General features: G+C 69.4%; 18 protein-coding genes. 13 read left to right on the forward strand and 5 right to left on the reverse strand.

The window, feature by feature from the left end:
* Window positions 1-312 precede the first annotated feature (312 nt).
* Window positions 313-765: a spore-associated protein A gene (locus ACWIHT_RS30885; RefSeq protein WP_456171565.1), complete on the reverse strand. Its 453-nt coding sequence runs from the start codon at window positions 763-765 to the stop codon at window positions 313-315.
* A 203-nt stretch (window positions 766-968) separates the two neighbouring features.
* Here ACWIHT_RS30885 and ACWIHT_RS30890 point away from each other — a divergent pair, with 203 nt between their 5' ends.
* The 5 genes from ACWIHT_RS30890 (at window position 969) to ACWIHT_RS30910 (ending at window position 4,688) form a co-directional block, all read left to right on the forward strand.
* Window positions 969-1,784 carry a phosphatase gene (locus ACWIHT_RS30890; RefSeq protein ID WP_456171566.1) on the forward strand — a complete coding sequence of 272 codons (816 nt, stop codon included), beginning with the start codon at window positions 969-971 and terminating at the stop codon, window positions 1,782-1,784.
* Window positions 1,785-1,913: 129 nt separating this feature from the next.
* Window positions 1,914-2,126 carry a helix-turn-helix domain-containing protein gene (locus tag ACWIHT_RS30895; RefSeq protein WP_004984898.1) on the forward strand — a complete coding sequence of 71 codons (213 nt, stop codon included), beginning with the start codon at window positions 1,914-1,916 and terminating at the stop codon, window positions 2,124-2,126.
* A 111-nt stretch (window positions 2,127-2,237) separates the two neighbouring features.
* Window positions 2,238-2,336, forward strand: coding sequence for a 30S ribosomal protein bS22 (locus ACWIHT_RS30900; RefSeq protein WP_003948845.1), 99 nt, complete (start codon window positions 2,238-2,240; stop codon window positions 2,334-2,336).
* Window positions 2,337-2,523: 187 nt separating this feature from the next.
* On the forward strand, window positions 2,524-3,585 hold the full coding sequence (locus tag ACWIHT_RS30905; RefSeq protein ID WP_456171567.1) for an NAD-dependent epimerase/dehydratase family protein: 1,062 nt from the start codon (window positions 2,524-2,526) through the stop codon (window positions 3,583-3,585).
* Between the two features lie 14 nt (window positions 3,586-3,599).
* On the forward strand, window positions 3,600-4,688 hold the full coding sequence (locus ACWIHT_RS30910; RefSeq protein WP_456171568.1) for a lysophospholipid acyltransferase family protein: 1,089 nt from the start codon (window positions 3,600-3,602) through the stop codon (window positions 4,686-4,688).
* Window positions 4,689-4,782: 94 nt separating this feature from the next.
* Here ACWIHT_RS30910 and ACWIHT_RS30915 read toward each other — a convergent pair whose 3' ends face one another.
* The 3 genes from ACWIHT_RS30915 to ACWIHT_RS30925 all read right to left on the reverse strand — a co-directional run bounded on the left by ACWIHT_RS30915 (window position 4,783) and on the right by ACWIHT_RS30925 (window position 8,270).
* The gene (locus tag ACWIHT_RS30915) at window positions 4,783-6,006 is read right to left on the reverse strand and encodes a DUF5667 domain-containing protein (RefSeq protein WP_456171569.1); all 1,224 of its coding nucleotides are present in this window, start codon (window positions 6,004-6,006) and stop codon (window positions 4,783-4,785) included.
* Between the two features lie 233 nt (window positions 6,007-6,239).
* A complete protein-coding gene (locus tag ACWIHT_RS30920; protein WP_200712572.1) occupies window positions 6,240-7,013 on the reverse strand; it encodes an ECF subfamily RNA polymerase sigma factor, BldN family in 774 nt (257 codons plus the stop codon).
* Between the two features lie 315 nt (window positions 7,014-7,328).
* Window positions 7,329-8,270, reverse strand: a complete 942-nt coding sequence (locus tag ACWIHT_RS30925; protein ID WP_456171570.1) for an HAD family hydrolase — start codon at window positions 8,268-8,270, stop codon at window positions 7,329-7,331.
* A gap of 114 nt (window positions 8,271-8,384) precedes the next feature.
* Here ACWIHT_RS30925 and ACWIHT_RS30930 point away from each other — a divergent pair, with 114 nt between their 5' ends.
* The 7 genes from ACWIHT_RS30930 to ACWIHT_RS30960 all read left to right on the forward strand — a co-directional run bounded on the left by ACWIHT_RS30930 (window position 8,385) and on the right by ACWIHT_RS30960 (window position 15,741).
* On the forward strand, window positions 8,385-8,624 hold the full coding sequence (locus ACWIHT_RS30930) for a glutaredoxin family protein (protein WP_234468516.1): 240 nt from the start codon (window positions 8,385-8,387) through the stop codon (window positions 8,622-8,624).
* Window positions 8,625-8,871: 247 nt separating this feature from the next.
* A complete protein-coding gene (locus tag ACWIHT_RS30935) occupies window positions 8,872-9,636 on the forward strand; it encodes a redox-sensing transcriptional repressor Rex (protein WP_456171571.1) in 765 nt (254 codons plus the stop codon).
* Entirely contained in the window at window positions 9,633-11,345 is a 1,713-nt protein-coding gene (locus ACWIHT_RS30940; protein ID WP_456171572.1) for a glutamyl-tRNA reductase, read from the forward strand. The genes ACWIHT_RS30935 and ACWIHT_RS30940 overlap by 4 nt, the downstream gene beginning before the upstream one ends.
* The gene (gene hemC, locus ACWIHT_RS30945; protein ID WP_456171573.1) at window positions 11,342-12,301 is read left to right on the forward strand and encodes a hydroxymethylbilane synthase; all 960 of its coding nucleotides are present in this window, start codon (window positions 11,342-11,344) and stop codon (window positions 12,299-12,301) included. The genes ACWIHT_RS30940 and hemC overlap by 4 nt, the downstream gene beginning before the upstream one ends.
* The gene (locus ACWIHT_RS30950) at window positions 12,298-14,004 is read left to right on the forward strand and encodes a bifunctional uroporphyrinogen-III C-methyltransferase/uroporphyrinogen-III synthase (RefSeq protein ID WP_200712578.1); all 1,707 of its coding nucleotides are present in this window, start codon (window positions 12,298-12,300) and stop codon (window positions 14,002-14,004) included. Before hemC ends, ACWIHT_RS30950 begins: the two co-directional genes overlap by 4 nt.
* A gap of 331 nt (window positions 14,005-14,335) precedes the next feature.
* Window positions 14,336-15,331, forward strand: coding sequence for a porphobilinogen synthase (hemB, locus tag ACWIHT_RS30955; protein ID WP_456171574.1), 996 nt, complete (start codon window positions 14,336-14,338; stop codon window positions 15,329-15,331).
* Between the two features lie 44 nt (window positions 15,332-15,375).
* Window positions 15,376-15,741, forward strand: a complete 366-nt coding sequence (locus ACWIHT_RS30960) for a DUF805 domain-containing protein (protein ID WP_456171575.1) — start codon at window positions 15,376-15,378, stop codon at window positions 15,739-15,741.
* A 6-nt stretch (window positions 15,742-15,747) separates the two neighbouring features.
* Here ACWIHT_RS30960 and ACWIHT_RS30965 read toward each other — a convergent pair whose 3' ends face one another.
* Complete coding sequence (locus tag ACWIHT_RS30965; protein ID WP_456171576.1) at window positions 15,748-15,897, reverse strand: hypothetical protein; 150 nt, start codon at window positions 15,895-15,897, stop codon at window positions 15,748-15,750.
* Window positions 15,898-16,179: 282 nt separating this feature from the next.
* Here ACWIHT_RS30965 and ACWIHT_RS30970 point away from each other — a divergent pair, with 282 nt between their 5' ends.
* Window positions 16,180-17,082, forward strand: a complete 903-nt coding sequence (locus ACWIHT_RS30970) for an SAM-dependent methyltransferase (protein WP_456171577.1) — start codon at window positions 16,180-16,182, stop codon at window positions 17,080-17,082.
* Window positions 17,083-17,159 lie beyond the last annotated feature (77 nt).

Below are 17,159 nucleotides of genomic sequence, written 5' to 3' on the forward strand. Positions count from 1 at the left end.
GGGGTTTCCGTTGCGGGGGTGTTTGGCTTCGGGGGGGGGGGGAGGGGTTGGGGGTCCGGGACTTTTTTCGCCCCCGCCGCCCCTACCCGTCCCGTCACTGGGGGCTGCCGCCCCCAGACCCCCGCTTCGGCCTGGACGGCCTCGTCCTCAAACGCCGGACGGGCTGGTTTCGCCGACCGGCGTGGAGAGGTGCCGGGCGGGCTGGGTGATGCGGGCCGGTATCCAGAAGTGCCGGGCGGACTGGGCGGTGCCGACCGGCGTTGGAGAGGTGCCGGACGGGCTGAAAGTGCCCGTCCGGCGCTAGGTGCGAGGTCAGCCGCAGTGGCCCGAGTCGCCGGCCTTGGCTGTGCCGATTACGCCGTACCAGATGGCGCAGTAGCCGCGGGCGGACATGTAGACGGGGCCGGCGTACGACGTGTACTGGCCGCTGTCGACGACCGGGTTGTGCTCGTAGTTGACGTCGATGTTCAGCTCGACGGCCATGTGGATCTTCGCGCCGGGGGTGTTGCGGATGGTCACGGCGCAGTTCTTGCCGGTCGACTCGTTCCAGGTGAGGAAGACCTTGCCGACGTTGCCTACCGGCGTGGAGTCGATGACCTTGTAGCCGGTGCCGCAGGCGCCGTTGTAGGTGGCGGTGGCTGTCGCTGCTTTTGTGGTGGTGGCCGCGGACGCGGGAGCCGTGGCTGCGATCGTGCCGGCCAGCGCCAGGGTGCCGAGGGCGGTGGCGGTCGTGGTGCGGCGGGACAGCTTCGTGTTCATCTTCATTGTGGTGATCCCCCTGTTGGCGTGCGTGCTGGTCAACTTGCTTGGGACGGTTGGTCGTTCCGTCCACGCAGAGTGAGACCCGGGGAGCCGTACGACAGTTGTGGGGGCTTTTGTCACTGTTCTGTCACCGGTGTTACGCCAACGGTGCGGTGTTTCAGGGGTTCCGGCAGTCGGTGGTGCCCGGGGGCGTCACCATCGGGCTCGTGTTGACCACCGGCGCGCTCCGCGCGCATCTGCTGGCCGCTCGGCTGGCCGGACCCGTGGCCACCTCGCGGGAGGAGAGCCTGCGGAGTTATCGGGCTTTTGCTGCCCGTGATCCCCGGGTGTTGATCGGGCTCGATCCCGAATGGACATGGGGGCAAGGGGATTTGATCGGTCTCATGGCGGACAAGTGTGGGGTTTCGGCCGACCCGCGACATGTTTCCGGGCATGATGTGATCGACCCGGAGCGGACTTTGAGCGCTCTGGACGCCTTCGCGGACCGGCTGGGTGCGGTGGCGGAGCGCAACGGACCCGTGCTGCTCGGTACCGGGCACCCGCACCGGCTGCTCGGGTTCTACGCCGCGTTGGCGGACGCGTTGTCGGCGGCGGGATGTGCTGTTCTCACCCCTGCGCATGGTCGCTGTATCGACATAACGACCCGGTTCGGTCTACGCACGTACAACCTCGCCTACGTACGAGGCGTCGCCCTCGTCCGTGATCCGGGCCCCGAACGCCCCGGTTGTGAGCCCGGCGCACACACGCACTCACCGCTCCCGGTTCGTACCGTGCTGGGTGCGGCGGCGGAGGCCGGCGGGGTGCTTCCGGAGCTGGTGATCGGGGACCACGGATGGGTCTGCGGGGCAGGTCAGCTGGGGTTCGAGGCGATTGGTCTTGCCGATACCGACGACCCCGCGCTGTTCGTGGGGGAGGCCGAGGGGTCGGTGTCCGTGGCAGTTCCACTTGATGACGCCGTGCGGTCCGATTACTACCGCCCGCTTACCCGCTACGTACTCAATCGAGCGTGTCTGTCACAGTAGGCCGCCGATGGGTGCACCTCTTCCCCACTCGCATCACCCGCCCCTACATTGGGGAGTGAGCACGCAACGACGAAGAGTCACCGGAAGGGGAAGCCGGTGACCGTCGAGTGCGGAAGGTTCAGGTGTGTCATGGCTGCAGCTGGCGAGAGGCCTCTGAACGAGGTTCAGTTCCTTACCGTGGCGGAGGTCGCCTCGGTGATGCGAGTGTCGAAGATGACCGTGTACCGGTTGGTGCACAGCGGTCATCTGCCCGCTATCCGGGTGGGGCGGTCCTTCCGCGTCCCCGAGCAAGCGGTACACGAGTACCTTCGCGAGAGTTATGTGGGGGTGGAGACCGCCTGAGGCGAACCCTCGATTACGACCTCAGCGCTCGGACGGGTAGGCTGGCCCCTTGTAGGTCGTATGGGCCCATGATGCCCAGCACCGAGTGATGAGAAGTGAGCGAGGGTAGTCGTGGGCTCTGTTATCAAGAAGCGGCGCAAGCGGATGGCTAAGAAGAAGCACCGCAAGCTGCTGAAGCGCACGCGCGTGCAGCGTCGTAACAAGAAGTAGGCGACGCGGCGCCGCGAGAGCGTCTCCTGTGGCCCCCCATCGGTATCCGGTGGGGGGCCACAGTTATGTTCCCGGCATGTGCCCGTTTGCGTGTACTCGTGACTTCGTGCGTCAGGCGGTCATCACAGCGCAACACCTAACCGCTAGGTTGGCCGCACACGGGTAACTCGGAAGGAAGGCGCTGATCTTGGGGAAGGTCGTGCTCGTGACCGGAGTGGCCCGCCAGCTGGGGGGCCGGTTCGTACGACGCATTCAGCGTGACCCGGAAGTGGACCGGGTGATCGCCGTGGACGCGGTGCAGCCCGGGCATCATCTGGGGGGCGCGGAGTTCGTCCAGGCCGACATCCGGCAGCCCACCATCGCGCGGGTGCTCGCCGAGTCGGGCGCCGACACGGTCGTCCACATGGACGTGACGGGCACCGCGCTGGGCAGCGGCAGCCGGACCACGGTCAAGGAGACCAACGTCATCGGCACCATGCAGCTCCTCGGCGCCTGCCAGAAGTCGCCGGTCGTCAAGCGCCTGGTGGTGAAGTCCAGCACCAACGTCTACGGCTCCGCCCCGCGCGACCCGGCCGTTTTCACCGAGACGACCCCGCCGAAGTCCCTGCCGAGCGGCGGCTTCGCCAAGGACACCGTCGAGGTCGAGGGGTATGTGCGCGGCTTCGCCCGGCGGCGGCCCGATGTCGCCGTGTGCGTGCTGCGGTTCGCCAACATCCTTGGTCCTACGGCGGATTCGCCGCTCGCCTCGTACTTCTCGCTGCCGGTCCTGCCGACCGTGTTCGGCTACGACCCGCGGTTGCAGTTCGCGCACGAGGACGATGTGATCGAGGTGCTGCGGATCGCCTCGCACGAACCGGAGCGCGGCACGCTGAACAGCGGCACCTTCAACATCGCCGGGGAAGGCGTCCTGCTGCTCTCCCAGTGCTCGCGGCGGCTGGGGCGGCCGACCGTGCCGTTGCTGCTGCCCGCGGTCACCTGGGCCGGTTCCCTGGTGCGGACGCTGGGGATGACGGACTTCTCCCCGGAGCAGATCCGGCTGCTCACCCACGGCCGGGTCGTGTCGACGGTGCAGATGCGCGAGACATTGGGGTACCAGCCCAAGTACACGACCGCCGAGACCTTCGCGGACTTCGCGCGGAGTCAGGGTCCGGGGCTGCTGCCGCCGGAGGCTCTCGCGGGGGCCGTCGACCGGATCGCCGCGCTGTCCCGGCCGGACAGTGGCCACCCCCCGACGCCGAGCGCCAACTGAGGAGCGCATCAACGATGGCGGATGCCAAGGTCATTCCGTTCGACGACGACCGGTCCCGCGCGGGTGCCGTGCAGCGGCCACAGCGGCGCCGTAGCGCGGGAAGCCGGCGCAAGAACGGCGAACCCGCGCTGTTCCGTGAGGTCCAGCCCCTGCCGGGCCGGGGCTTCGCGCAGGATGATGTTCCTGTGACACGTGAGGAGCAGGAGCCGGAGCGGCCGCGGAACGAGGGCGGCGAGGTGGGCGAGAGCGGCCAGGGCGACCAGGGGGGCCTGGAGCGCCGTATCGCTCATGGCCTGTCCTTCCTGCGCCGCCGGCTGACCGGGGACTACGAGGTCGACGACTTCGGCTACGACGAGGAGCTGACCGACGAGGTCCTCATGCCGGCGTTGCGCCCGCTGTACGAGAAGTACTTCCGGGTCGAGGTCAAGGGCATCGAGAACATCCCGGCGGACGGTGGCGCGCTGATCGTCGCCAACCACTCCGGGACGATTCCGCTGGACGGCGTGATGATGCAGATCGCCGTCCACGACAACCACCCCGCGAACCGCCATCTCCGTCTCCTCGCGGCGGACCTGGTGTTCATGCTGCCGGTCGCCAACGAGCTGGCCCGCAAGGCCGGTCACACGCTCGCGTGCGCGGAGGACGCGGAACGGCTGCTGGGGCGCGGTGAGTTGGTGGGTGTGATGCCGGAGGGCTTCAAGGGCATCGGCAAGCCGTTCAGCGAGCGCTACAAGCTCCAGCGGTTCGGGCGGGGCGGGTTTGTCTCGACGGCTCTTCGCAAGGGCGTGCCGATCATCCCCTGCTCGATCGTCGGGGCGGAGGAGATCTACCCGATGATCGGCAACTCCAAGACGCTGGCCCGGATCCTGGGCTTCCCGTACTTCCCGATCACGCCGACGTTCCCGTGGCTTGGCCCGCTCGGCGCGATCCCGCTCCCCACGAAGTGGACCATCCAGTTCGGCGAGCCGATCCCCACGGACGGCTACCCGCCGGAGGCGGCCGAGGACCCGATGCTGATGTTCAACCTCACGGACCAGGTGCGGGAGCAGATCCAGCACACGCTGTACAAGTTGCTGGTGCAGCGGCGGTCGGTGTTCTTCTGAGGGCGAAGGTTTTTTCGCGGGCTTCGTCTGAGAAAGCTGACATGCACCTGTGGGGCTACGGGGAACTCCCCGTAGCCCCACAGGTGTTGATCGTCTAGTTCGCGTCCTCGCTGTCGATGCCCAAGCCGGGCAACAGGCCCGGCAGGAGCGGTGGGAGTGTGACGTCCGGTGCGGGGATCGACGGCTTGCCCGTGGTCGGGGAAGCCGTGCCGGAGGACTTCGGGGGGTCCAGGAGGCCGCCCGTGTTGCCGCCGAGGAGGCCGTCGCCGTCGGTCGCGGACTCGGTGGGGGAGCTGGAGTGGCTGCCCTTGCTCTCGGGGGAGTCCGCCGAGGTGCTCGGGGTCGTCGAGCGGTGCGAACCCGTGGAGCCGGTGGACCCCGTGTCGGGAGCGCGGTGCCTGCCGGTGCCGCCGCCGGTCTTGGCCGGGGGCTGCGGGAGCAGCGACTGGAGCGGGGCGACCTCTTCGTCTATGGCGTCGAAGACCGAGGAGACCTGGTCGCTGACGTCGCCGAGCTGGACCGGCAGACGGTCGCGCAGCGCGCCCCAGGCCTCGCGGTGCGAGCGGGAGAACGCGGAGAGGGCCTGGATGGGGCCCAGCGAGTTCGGGTCCTGCTCGTAGGCCTGGTGCAGCAGCCGGTGGCCCTCGGACGCGTCGTGCGTCATCCCGGCGAGCGTGCGGCGGATCTCGCCGAGCTGCTCGTGGTCGAGGTGGCCGCCGCGGTCCCGCTCGATCAGCCGGCGTGCCTCGCTCAGGCGGTTGGACGCCTGGTCGAGGTAGGACACTCCGCGCTGGTCGTCGCCGTCGGACAGGTAGTTGAGCTTGAAGTCCTCGATGCCGCGCTTCAGGCCGTACAGCCCGTCGCCGGGCAGGGCGTCCGAGCTGGCGGCGGCGACTCCGCCGAAGGCTCCGGCGGCGACTCCGACGCTCAGGCCGCCGGCCGCGAGGCCCTTGCTGAGCCGGGACCGGGGTCGCAGTTTGCCCAGTCCGGTGGCCCGGTGGGTGCCCCGGGACCGGTGGGATCGCTGCTCCGGTACCGAAGGTTGTGGTGCCTCGCCTCCTTGCAGCATGGCCTCGAACGCGGCGACCAGCTGAGCCCGCTGGACGACCTTGACCTCAGGGTCCAGCACGGGTTTGGGCAGCTCGCCGAGACCGGTGGCGAAGGCCAGCATGCGGCCCTGCTCGGTCTGTTCCGCAGCAGCCGGGGCCGGTGCCGGTCCTTCGGACTGCTCGGCCGCCGTGCCCCGGTCGGACTGCTCCTCTTCCAGGGCCTGGGCGAAGGCGTTCGCCCGCCGGTGCGCCGATACGTTCGCGATCACTGGCGGCACCTCCTCTCGTCATGACGGTCGACTCCCCAGGGGGTCCTGAGGGTTGCACCTCCTGACCGCATCCACACGATCGAGTGATCGGAGAGGGTCAGGGTGTGACCACAGGGAGCCTGTATCCCGCACAACGAGTGGCGCGGCACTTGGGTTACGGACGACGGATGATCCGACCGCGAACTCAACGGACTTTCACTGAGCGCGAGTTGGGCGTTACCGAGCGTGTGCCGTCAGCGGGCGTCGTCCGGCAGAAGCCGGGCGAGCGTGCGCACGGCGCGGTACTGGAGGGTCTTGATCGCGCCCTCGTTCTTGCCCATCACCCGGGCGGTCTCCGCGACGGAGAGGCCCTGGAGGAAGCGGAGCGTGACGCACTCCTGCTGCTGGGGGTTGAGCCGTCGTACGGCGTCGAGGAGTGCGGCGTTCGAGAGGGACTCCAGGACGGAGTCCTCGGGGGAGCGGGCGACCTCGTTGGCGTCGAGCATCTCGCCGGTGGTCACTTCCAGCCGGAAGCGGCTCGACTTGAAGTGGTCGGCGACCAGGTTGCGGGCGATCGTCACGAGCCAGGCGCCGAAGTCCCGACCCTGATAGGTGAATGTGCCGATGCGGCGCAGGGCGCGCAGAAAGGTCTCGCTGGTGAGGTCCTCGGCGGTGGCTTTGCCTCCCACTCGGTAGTAGATGTACCGGTACACAGTGTCGCTGTACTGGTCGTAGAGGCGGCCGAAGGCGTCGGCTTCGCCGGCCTGGGCACGCTCCACGAGGTCCATCATCCGGGCGCTGTCGCTGTCAGCGGCCGGACGTCGTGCGGTGGCGGCGCCGGCCGAGCGCCCTCGTCTGCCAACAGCGGCGCCGCCGTCGGCCAGTGCGTAGCACGGACCGACGGGTGCGGTGGTGGCGAAGGCGGCGGGGACGGCGTACGCGGTGGGGACGAAGCCGCGCAACAGGTCTTGGACCGTTGCGCGCAGCGTAGCCAGGCCCGAGGCGTCAACCCCGACGTGTGGGTACACGGGACTCCCAGAGGCAGAGCTTCCATCACGTGCAGTACCGGAACGTTCACCCGTCGTAGCGACAGAGAGGTGCCGGATTGCGTCTGAGGAGAATAACGCTTCGTGCAGGCGCTGCTACACCCAGTTGCTCAAATCATCGATTACGTCGCTTCTGTAACCGATTGACGCTCGATCAAGTACCGCAGAGTGAACGGTTGTTGATCAGAACGGTCCGAATTCAGTCAGGGAGCAGGGCGTGTTGTGGCCGTGTGCAGCCAACGTGACTGGACAGGCGGTTACGCGGGTACGACCCGTGGATTGGCTGCGTTTACCGCGTCACCGGCGTCGGCGATGCAATGCGATCGCCGCGGCCGTGCCACCCGCCACCGCGCCCACGCCGGCCGCCGCCGGGATGCCTACCTTGGCCGCCTTGCGGGCCGTGCGGTAGTCGCGCAGCCGCCAGTCCAACTGCCGGGCGTGCTTGCGCAGCTTGGAGTCCGGGTTGATGGCGTAGGGGTGCCCGACCAGCGAGAGCATCGGGATGTCGTTGTGCGAGTCGCTGTAGGCGGCGCACCGGGAGAGGTCCAGGCCCTCCGCCGCGGCCAGTGCCTTGACCGCCTCCGCCTTGGCGGGGCCGTGCAGCGGTTCGCCGACCAACTTGCCGGTGTAGACGCCGTCGACGGACTCGGCGACCGTGCCGAGCGCGCCGGTCAGGCCGAGGCGGCGGGCGATCACGTTGGCGATCTCCACCGGCGCCGCTGTGACGAGCCACACCTTCTGGCCCGCGGCGAGGTGCGCCTCGGCGAGGGCGCGGGTGCCGGGCCAGATGCGCTCGGCCATGTACTCGTCGTAGATCTCCTCGCCGATCGACTGGAGTTCGGCGACGCGGTGGCCCTTGACGATGGACAGCGCGGAGTCGCGCGCCTCCTGCATGTGCTCGGGGTCCTCGGAGCCGGCGAGCCTGAAATAGGCCTGCTGCCAGGCGAACTTGAGGAGGTCGCGGGTCTCGAAGAACTTCCGTTTGTGCAGGCCCCGGCCGAAGTGGAAGATCGACGCGCCCTGCATGACGGTGTTGTCGAGGTCGAAGAAGGCCGCGGCTCTGTCGTCGCCGAGGACCGGGAACTCCGGTTCCTGTGTTGCCTCTTCCGCGAGGGCGTCCTCTATGTCCTGGACATCCTGCGACGACTTGCGCGCTGCCTCCGCAGAGGCCTCGCCTGCCAACACGCTCCGCGCCGTGGCGGAGCGCCTACGGGGAGTGAGCCATCCGAGAGCGGCCATGTCGTGAGCATAGCCAGTTTGTTCGGTGGTTCCGGAGCCGAGAGGTTCGGAGGCTGTGAACTCTCCGCGACCTGGCCGTTAAAGAAGTGGCCTGAGGGCGTGAGAATGGGGTGCATGAGTCATCTCGTCACCCTCATCGGGAAGCCCGGCTGCCATCTGTGCGAGGACGCGCAGCTCGTCGTGGAGAAGGTCTGCGCCGACCTCGGGGTCCCCTGGGAACAGAAGGACATCACCGTGGACCAGCGGCTGCACGACGAGTACTGGGAGCAGATCCCGGTGGTCCTGGTGGATGGGAAACAGCACACTTTCTGGCGGGTGGACGAGGGCCGTCTGCGCCGGGAACTGACCAAGTAGTTCAACGCGCACCCGAACGTCGCTTAGGATCGACGGCGGTTTGGTCTCGGGGGCGGGAATTACGAGGAGTGTGGCGGTTTTGCCCCCTGGAATGCGTCGGGAACGCGTGTGCGTGACCCCGGTCACGTTGGGTGGGCAAATCGGACACCATCTTTGTGCACGCGTTCACAAAGACATAGCCTGCTTCCGACGGGGCGGTCTGGGTTCGTGTGACCGCCCACAGCCCCGCTCTACCCGCAGGAGCACCGTGGCAACTGGCCGAACTCACCGACCGGCGACCCGTAGCCGAGGGATTCCCGAGGCCACCGTCGCCCGTCTCCCGCTGTACCTCCGCGCGCTGACCGGACTCTCGGAGCGCTCGGTACCCACGGTCTCCTCCGAGGAGCTGGCCGCCGCCGCGGGCGTCAACTCCGCGAAGCTGCGCAAGGACTTCTCCTACCTCGGCTCCTACGGCACCCGTGGTGTGGGCTACGACGTCGAGTACCTCGTGTACCAGATCTCCCGCGAACTGGGTCTGACCCAGGACTGGCCGGTCGTGATCGTCGGTATCGGAAACCTCGGCGCCGCCCTCGCCAACTACGGCGGGTTCGCCTCGCGCGGATTCCGCGTCGCCGCCCTCATCGACGCCGACCCGGCGATGGCCGGCAAGCCCGTCGCGGGCATCCCGGTGCAGCACTCGGACGAGCTGGAAAAGATCATCAGCGAGAACGGCGTCTCCATCGGCGTCATCGCGACCCCGGCCGGTGCCGCCCAGCCCGTCTGCGACCGGCTCGTGGCCGCCGGTGTCACCTCCATCCTGAACTTCGCGCCGACCGTGCTGACCGTCCCGGACGGCGTCGACGTCCGCAAGGTCGACCTCTCCATCGAGCTCCAGATCCTCGCCTTCCACGAGCAGCGCAAGGCCGGCGAGGAGGCCGCGGCGGCCGACGGCGCGCACCCGGCCGCCAAGCGCCGCGCCGACTCCACCGAGCAGGGCCCTGACGGGGACGTCCCCGCCGTGATGCCGGCATGAGTCTCCTCGTCGTCGGGCTGAGCCACCGCAGCGCCCCGGTCAGCGTCCTGGAGCGGGCCACGCTGAACGAGGACGCCCAGATCAAGCTCCTCCAGGACACGGTCGCCGCCGAACCGGCCACCGAGGCCGCCGTGTTGGCCACCTGCAACCGCATCGAGCTGTACGCCGACGTGGACAAGTTCCACGCGGGCGTCGCCGAACTCTCCACCCTGCTCGCCCAGCACAGCGGCGTCGGCCTGGACGAACTCACTCCTTATCTCTACGTGCACTACGAGGACCGGGCCGTCCACCACCTCTTCTCGGTGGCCTGCGGCCTCGACTCGATGGTGGTGGGCGAGGGCCAGATCCTCGGCCAGATCAAGGACTCCCTCGCCAAGGCGCAGGAACTGCACTCCGCCGGGCGGCTGTTGAACGACCTGTTCCAGCAGGCCCTCAGAGTCGGCAAGCGCGCCCACTCCGAGACCGGCATCGACCGCGCGGGCCAGTCCCTGGTCACCTTCGGCCTTCAACAGCTCTCTTCCGGTACGGCAGTCGAGGCCTGGGCGAAGGGGAAACGCGCCCTGGTCATCGGCGCGGGCTCCATGTCGTCGCTGGCCGCCGCGACCCTCGCGCGTGCCGGGGTCGCCGAGATCGTCGTCGCCAACCGCACCTCCGACCGCGCCGAGCGGCTCGCCCAGATCATCACCGAGAGCCCCGAAACGGACGTGTCGGCCCGCGCGGTACCGATGGATTCGTTGCCGTTCGAGCTGACACGTGCCGATGTCACCGTGTCCTGCACGGGAGCCACGGGCCTGGTCCTGACGGCGGACGCGGTGGCCGAGGCGATGGCGGGCCGGGTGTCGCAGGACGCGACGACAGGTCGTACGGCCGCGCGGGACGTCGTACGCGAAGAGCTTCCGCCGACCTCCGTCGGGGCCGAGGACGGCTGTCCGCTGGACCTTTCCGCGGTGCAGGGCTCGACCGGCTTCTCCGTGATGGGGGACGCCGCCGTGGCCGGGCTGGACGCGGCGGCGCTGGAGCAGCACGCGGCCTGGGTCGCCGGGGCCGGTGTCGACCGGCGCGAGAGCGGCCGTCGTACGCCCGAGGCGGAGGCGGAACTCATCGCCGAACTCGCCACCATGGCCGTGACCGTGGGCCGGATCCCCGAGCGCCGCAGGCCCGAGCCGCTCGCCCAAGTCCCGCGCCCCGCACCGGTGTTGTCGGTCCTCGACCTCGCGATGCCGCGTGACGTGGACGCCGCCGTGCACCGGCTGGCCGGGGTGCGGCTCGTCGACATCGAGACGCTGGCCGAGGCCTCGGCGGACGCTCCGATGGCGGCCGACGTGGACGCGGTACGGCGTATCGTCTCCGACGAGGTCGCGGCCTTCGGGGCAGCCCTGCGGGCCGCGCACATCACGCCGACCGTGGTCGCCCTGCGCGCCATGGCCGCCGAGGTCGTCGCGGGCGAGATCGCCCGGCTCGACGGACGGCTGCCCGGCCTCGACGACAAGCACCGCGCCGAGATCACGCAGACCGTACGACGGGTCGTCGACAAGCTGCTGCACGCGCCGACCGTGCGGGTCAAGCAGCTCGCGGCCGAGCCCGGCGGCGCCGGGTACGCGGACGCGCTGCGCACCCTGTTCGACCTCGACCAGGAGACGGTGGCCTCCGTCTCCCGGGCCGAAGAAGACTCTGAGAACGAGATCAGCAAGAACCGAGGGCCCGCATGAGTAGCAAGGCACTGAGACTGGGGACAAGGCGGAGCAGACTCGCCCTGGCCCAGTCCGGGTTGGTGGCGGACGCCGTGAGACAGGTGACCGGACGGCCCGTCGAACTGGTCGAGATCACCACCTACGGCGACACCTCCCGCGAGCACCTCGCCCAGATCGGCGGCACGGGAGTCTTCGTGACCGCGCTGCGGGACGCGCTGCTCGGCGGTGAGGTCGACTTCGCGGTTCATTCGCTGAAGGACCTGCCGACCGCGCAGCCCGAGGGGCTCGTCCTCGCCGCCGTACCCGAGCGCGAGGACCCGCGGGACGTGCTCGTCGCGCGTGACGCCCTGAAGTTCACCGACCTGCCCCGCGGGGCGCGCATCGGTACGGGCTCCCCGCGGCGCACGGCCCAGCTGAACGCGTACGCGCGCGGCCACGGCCTCGACATCGAGACGGTCCCGATCCGGGGCAACGTCGACACCCGGATCGGCTTCGTGCGGGACGGTGAGCTGGACGCCGTCGTCCTGGCCGCCGCCGGACTGAGCCGGATCGGCCGCCTCGACGAAGTGACCGACTTCCTGTCGGTCGACACTGTTCTGCCCGCCCCCGGCCAGGGGGCCCTGGCGATCGAATGTGCCGCGGACAACGCGGACCTGATCGCGGCACTCGGCGAACTCGACGATCCGTTCACGCGGATCGCCGTGACCGCCGAAAGGTCCCTGCTCGCCGCCCTGGAGGCCGGCTGCTCCGCCCCTGTGGGCGCGCTGGCCGACCTTCTGGCCGACGGGCAGATTGTCAAGGAAATGCGCCTGCGCGGAATAGTCGGCACGACCGACGGTTCGCGTACGGTGCAGCTGTCCACCACCGGTCCCGTGCCCGAGACGCATGACCAAGCACTGACGCTCGGTCGCGAACTCGCCGCCGAGATGCTAGCCCAGGGCGCGGCCGGTCTCATGGGGGAGCAAGCCAAGTGAGCCCCACCACTCTTCCCGCCGCCGGTCCGGAACACGGGCACGTCACCTTCCTGGGTGCCGGACCCGGAGATCCGGGACTGCTCACACTGCGCGCCGTAGAGGCGCTCGCGAACGCGGACGTACTCGTCGCCGAGCACGAGGTGCTCGACGTCGTACGTGCGCACGCCCGATCGGGCGTGGCCGTCGTGCACCCGGATCCGAGTCCTTCTTCGGGCTCGCTCCCGGGCACAGGCACGCCTCAACTAACGGTTGTCGACGGTGCGTCAACAACCGTTGGCCTACCCGCTGTGCGGGATGCGGCACATCTTGTCATGGAGGCCGCGCGGGGCGGCAGGCGGGTCGTACGTGCGGTGTCCGGGGACCCCGGACTAGATACGTACGCCGCCGAGGAAATGCTCGCCTGTGTCGCCGCGGGTGTGCCTTTCGAGGTCGTCCCGGGTGTCGCCGCGGCCGTCGGCGTGCCCGCGTACGCCGGTGTCCCGCTGCGGGACGCGCAGGGCGCGGACGTCCGCTTCGTGGACGCCCGCACCGCGTCGGACCGCTGCTGGACGGAGGTGGGGGCGTCGGACGGCACGGTGGTCGTGTCGACGTCGCTGGACTCGGTCGCTTCGGCCGCGGGCGAACTGGTGGCGGCGGGCCGTAAGCCCGACACCCCCATGACGGTCACAGTGGCTGGTACGACCACTCGTCAGCGGACCTGGTCCGCGACGCTCGGCACGATCGCGCAGACGCTGAAGCAGGCGAAGGTGCTGCCGTCCCCGGACGGTGGTCGGCCGGTGATAGCCGTGGTCGGTGAGCGTTCCGCCGCCGCCCAGCGCGACCAGTTGTCGTGGTTCGAGTCCAAGCCGCTGTTCGGCTGGAAGGTCCTCGTCCCGCGCACGAAGGAGCAGGCGGCCTCGCTCTCCGACCAACTCCGGTCCTACGGCGCCGTTCCGCACGAGGTGCCGACGATCGCCGTCGAACCGCCGCGGACGCCCCAGCAGATGGAGCGGGCGGTCAAGGGCCTCGTCACCGGCCGCTACGAGTGGATCGCCTTCACGTCGGTCAACGCGGTGAAGGCCGTGAGTGAGAAGTTCGAGGAGTACGGGCTCGACGCGCGTGCCTTCGCGGGCATCAAGGTCGCGGCGGTCGGCGAACAGACCGCGAAGGCGCTGATCGCGTTCGGTGTGAAGCCGGACCTGGTCCCGAGCGGTGAGCAGTCGGCGGCCGGTCTGCTGGAGGACTGGCCTCCTTACGACCCCGTCTTCGACCCGATCGACCGGGTGTTCCTGCCGCGTGCCGACATCGCTACGGAGACGTTGGTCGCCGGGCTGATCGAGCTGGGCTGGGAGGTCGACGACGTCACCGCCTACCGGACGGTGCGGGCGTCGCCGCCGCCGGCGGACACGCGCGAGGCGATCAAGGGGGGTGGCTTCGACGCCGTTCTCTTCACGTCGTCGTCCACGGTGCGGAACCTGGTCGGCATCGCGGGCAAGCCGCACAACGTGACCGTGATCGCGTGCATCGGTCCCGCCACGGCGAAGACGGCCGAGGAGCACGGGCTGCGGGTGGATGTGATGGCTCCGGAGCCGTCCGTGCACAAGTTGGCCGAGGCGTTGGCGAACTTCGGGTTGCGGAGGCGCGCGGCGGCGGAGGAGGCCGGGGATCCGGTTACTCGGCCGAGTGAGCGTCGGCCTGGGGCTCGGCGTCGTCGTACGACCTGAGGTTGAGTGTCGGCTTGAGGTGAGTGGGGGCGGGCGTCCGTGGGGCGCTGCGCCCCCACACCCCCGCTTCGGCCCCGAAAGGGCCTCGTCCTCAAACGCCGGACGGGCTGGATATTGGCGGCCTACGTTGGGAAGACACCGCACAGGCTGAGGACAGGCGGCCCGGGTCGCCGCAGTTCAGCTCGCGCTCGGCATTCTGATCTCTCTGGCGGCTAAGAACGCCGGTCGCACCATCCCAGCCCGTCCGGCCGCCCTCACTCACCGCAAGGCGAAATGCGCACCGACTCACCGTCGGCAAAGGTGCCCCTGGGGCGGGCGTAGCGTAGACGGCATGACGACGTACGGATCCTTCCCCGGCTCGCGCCCGCGGCGGCTGCGGACCACCCCCGTCATGCGGCGGATGGTGGCCGAGACTCGCTTGCACCCGGCCGACTTCATTCTCCCGGCATTCGTGCGGGAGGGGATCGGTGAGCCGGTGCCGATCGCGGCCATGCCCGGGGTTGTGCAGCACACGCGGGACAGTCTGCGGAAGGCCGCCGCCGAGGCCGTGGCCGCCGGGATCTCCGGGATCATGCTGTTCGGGGTGCCGGAGGAGAGCAAGAAGGACGCGCTCGGGACGCCGGGGACGGATCCGGACGGGATTCTCCAGGTCGCGTTGCGGGATGTGCGGGCCGAGGTCGGGGACGAACTCCTCGTCATGTCCGATCTTTGTCTCGACGAGACCACCGATCATGGGCATTGTGGCGTGCTTGATGACCAGGGGCGCGTCGACAATGACGCCACCCTTGAGCGGTATGCCGAGATGGCTCAGGTGCAGGCCGACGCCGGGGCTCATGTCGTCGGGCCCAGCGGGATGATGGACGGGCAGATCGGGGTCGTACGGGACGCGCTCGATCAGATCGGGCGGGAGGATGTCGCCATCCTCGCGTACACCGCCAAGTACTCGTCCGCGTTCTACGGGCCGTTCCGCGAGGCCGTCGGGTCCTCGCTCAAGGGGGACCGCAAGACGTACCAGCAGGACCCTGCCAACGCCCGTGACGCGATGCGGGAGTTGGCGCTCGATCTCGAAGAGGGCGCCGACATGGTGATGGTCAAGCCGGCCGGGCCCTATCTCGACATCCTCGCCAAGGTCGCCGAGGTCTCGGACGTTCCCGTCGCCGCCTATCAGATCTCCGGCGAGTACTCGATGGTCGAGGCCGCCGCCGAGAAGGGCTGGCTGGACCGGGACCGGGCGATTTTCGAGACGCTGACCGGGATCAAGCGGGCCGGGGCGCGGAACATCCTGACCTACTGGGCGGTCGAGGCAGCCCTTAAGCTGCGCGACTGAGGGAATGGCGAGAGCGGGATCACCCGGGCGGGCAGGGGGCGGCTGTGCACTGGTTCGTTGAGGCGATGCGGAAGTACGCCGACTTCGGCGGGCGCGCGCGGCGCCTGGAGTACTGGGTGTTCGTGGCGTTCGTCTACGTCGGCTACGTCCTGCTGGTCGGGTTCGGCGCCGCGGGGAGGTCGCCCGTGCTCGTCGCCATCGCGTTCGTCTTCAGCGTGATGCTTCTGCTGCCGGGGCTGGCGGTGACCGTCCGGCGGCTGCACGACACGGACCGTTCGGGGTGGTGGGTGCTCGTCGGGCTCGTGCCGTTCGTCGGGACCGTCGTGATGCTGATCTTCACGCTGACGGAGAGCGAGCCGGGCGAGAACCGGTTCGGTCCGTGTCCGAAGCGGATCCCGGCGCACGCCTGACCGCCCTCAACGCGAGGACTGGGTGGGGGTCGTGCCCGACGGGCCCTCGTCGCGTACGCCCATGCCGTCCTTGCAGCCCGTGAGCAGCAGCGCGGCGAGCACGGCCGCCGTCGCGGAGACGGCCAGGCGGCGGACGCGGATCGTGCGGACGGGCATGGGTCCCCCTGTCGGAACGAAGTGTTGGTGCGTGCAGCTTGGGCGGTCCGGCCCCGCCCGCGCTACGGCTGCTGCCGGATTCGGGACGACTGGATCGTCCCGCCCTCGCTGACCTGCGAGGACGCCGTCCCTCCCGGGCGCGGTACGGGACGCCGGGAGCATCCCGGGACCCTTCCTCCCACTTGGGCACCATCAAGTCCCGCCGGGAGTTAGGTTGTTGACCACTGCACTGAGCACTGCTCCGGTTGTCCTTCGCATGACCCACTCTCCTGGGAGACACGCATGTCCGGCGACGCCCTCAGCCAAGATCCCGCCGAGCTGAGAAGGAGGATCGACACCACCAAGGCGCACCCGGCCCGCGTCTACGACGTCTTCCTCGGCGGCAAGGACAACTACCCCGTCGACCGCGAGGCAGCCGCCGCCGCGCTCGCCCACAACCCGCGCGGCTATCTCGACGTCCGGCACAACCGCGACTTCATGCGCCGCGCGGTGACCCGGCTGTCGCAGGAGCACGGGGTCCGCCAGTTCCTCGACATCGGCACCGGGCTGCCCACCGCGGAGAACGTGCACCAGATCGCCCAGGGCATCGCCCCCGAGTCGCGGATCGTGTACGTCGACAACGACCCGGTGGTCCTGGCGCACGCCCGCGCGCTGCTCACCAGCACGGACGAGGGCCGTACCGACTACATCGACGCCGACCTGCGCCGCCCGGACGACATCCTCGAACAGGCCGCCAAGACCCTCGACTTCAACCAGCCGATCGCGCTGCTGCTGGTGGCGATCCTGCACTTCGTCGAGGACGAGGAGGCGTATCCGCTGGTGCGCGAGCTGGTGGACGTGCTGCCGTCCGGCAGTCATGTCGTGCTCAGCCATCTCACCGACGAGATCCACCCGATCCCGACCCGCGCGGTCCAACGGACGTACACGGAGCGGGGGTTCACCTTCGTGTTCCGTACGAAGGACGAGGTCGAGCGGTTCTTCACCGAGACCCCGGGGCTGACCCTGGACGAGCCCGGTGTGATCCCCGCCCACCAGTGGCACCCCGGCCCGGCGCCCGCGCCTCCGGTCGTGGAGCAGGCGTACTTCGACAGCCTCGACGACATCGAGAAGATCACCTACCGGGACATCAACGATGTGACGGACGACGACATCAACGTGTACGGGGCGACGGGCAGGAAAGCCTGACCGGGGCGACGGGCACGAAGGCCTGACCGGGGCAAGGGCGACCGTCCGGATCGCGGAAACCTGTTTGTAGGCGGCAG

Source organism: Streptomyces sp. NPDC002276, assembly GCF_053891435.1.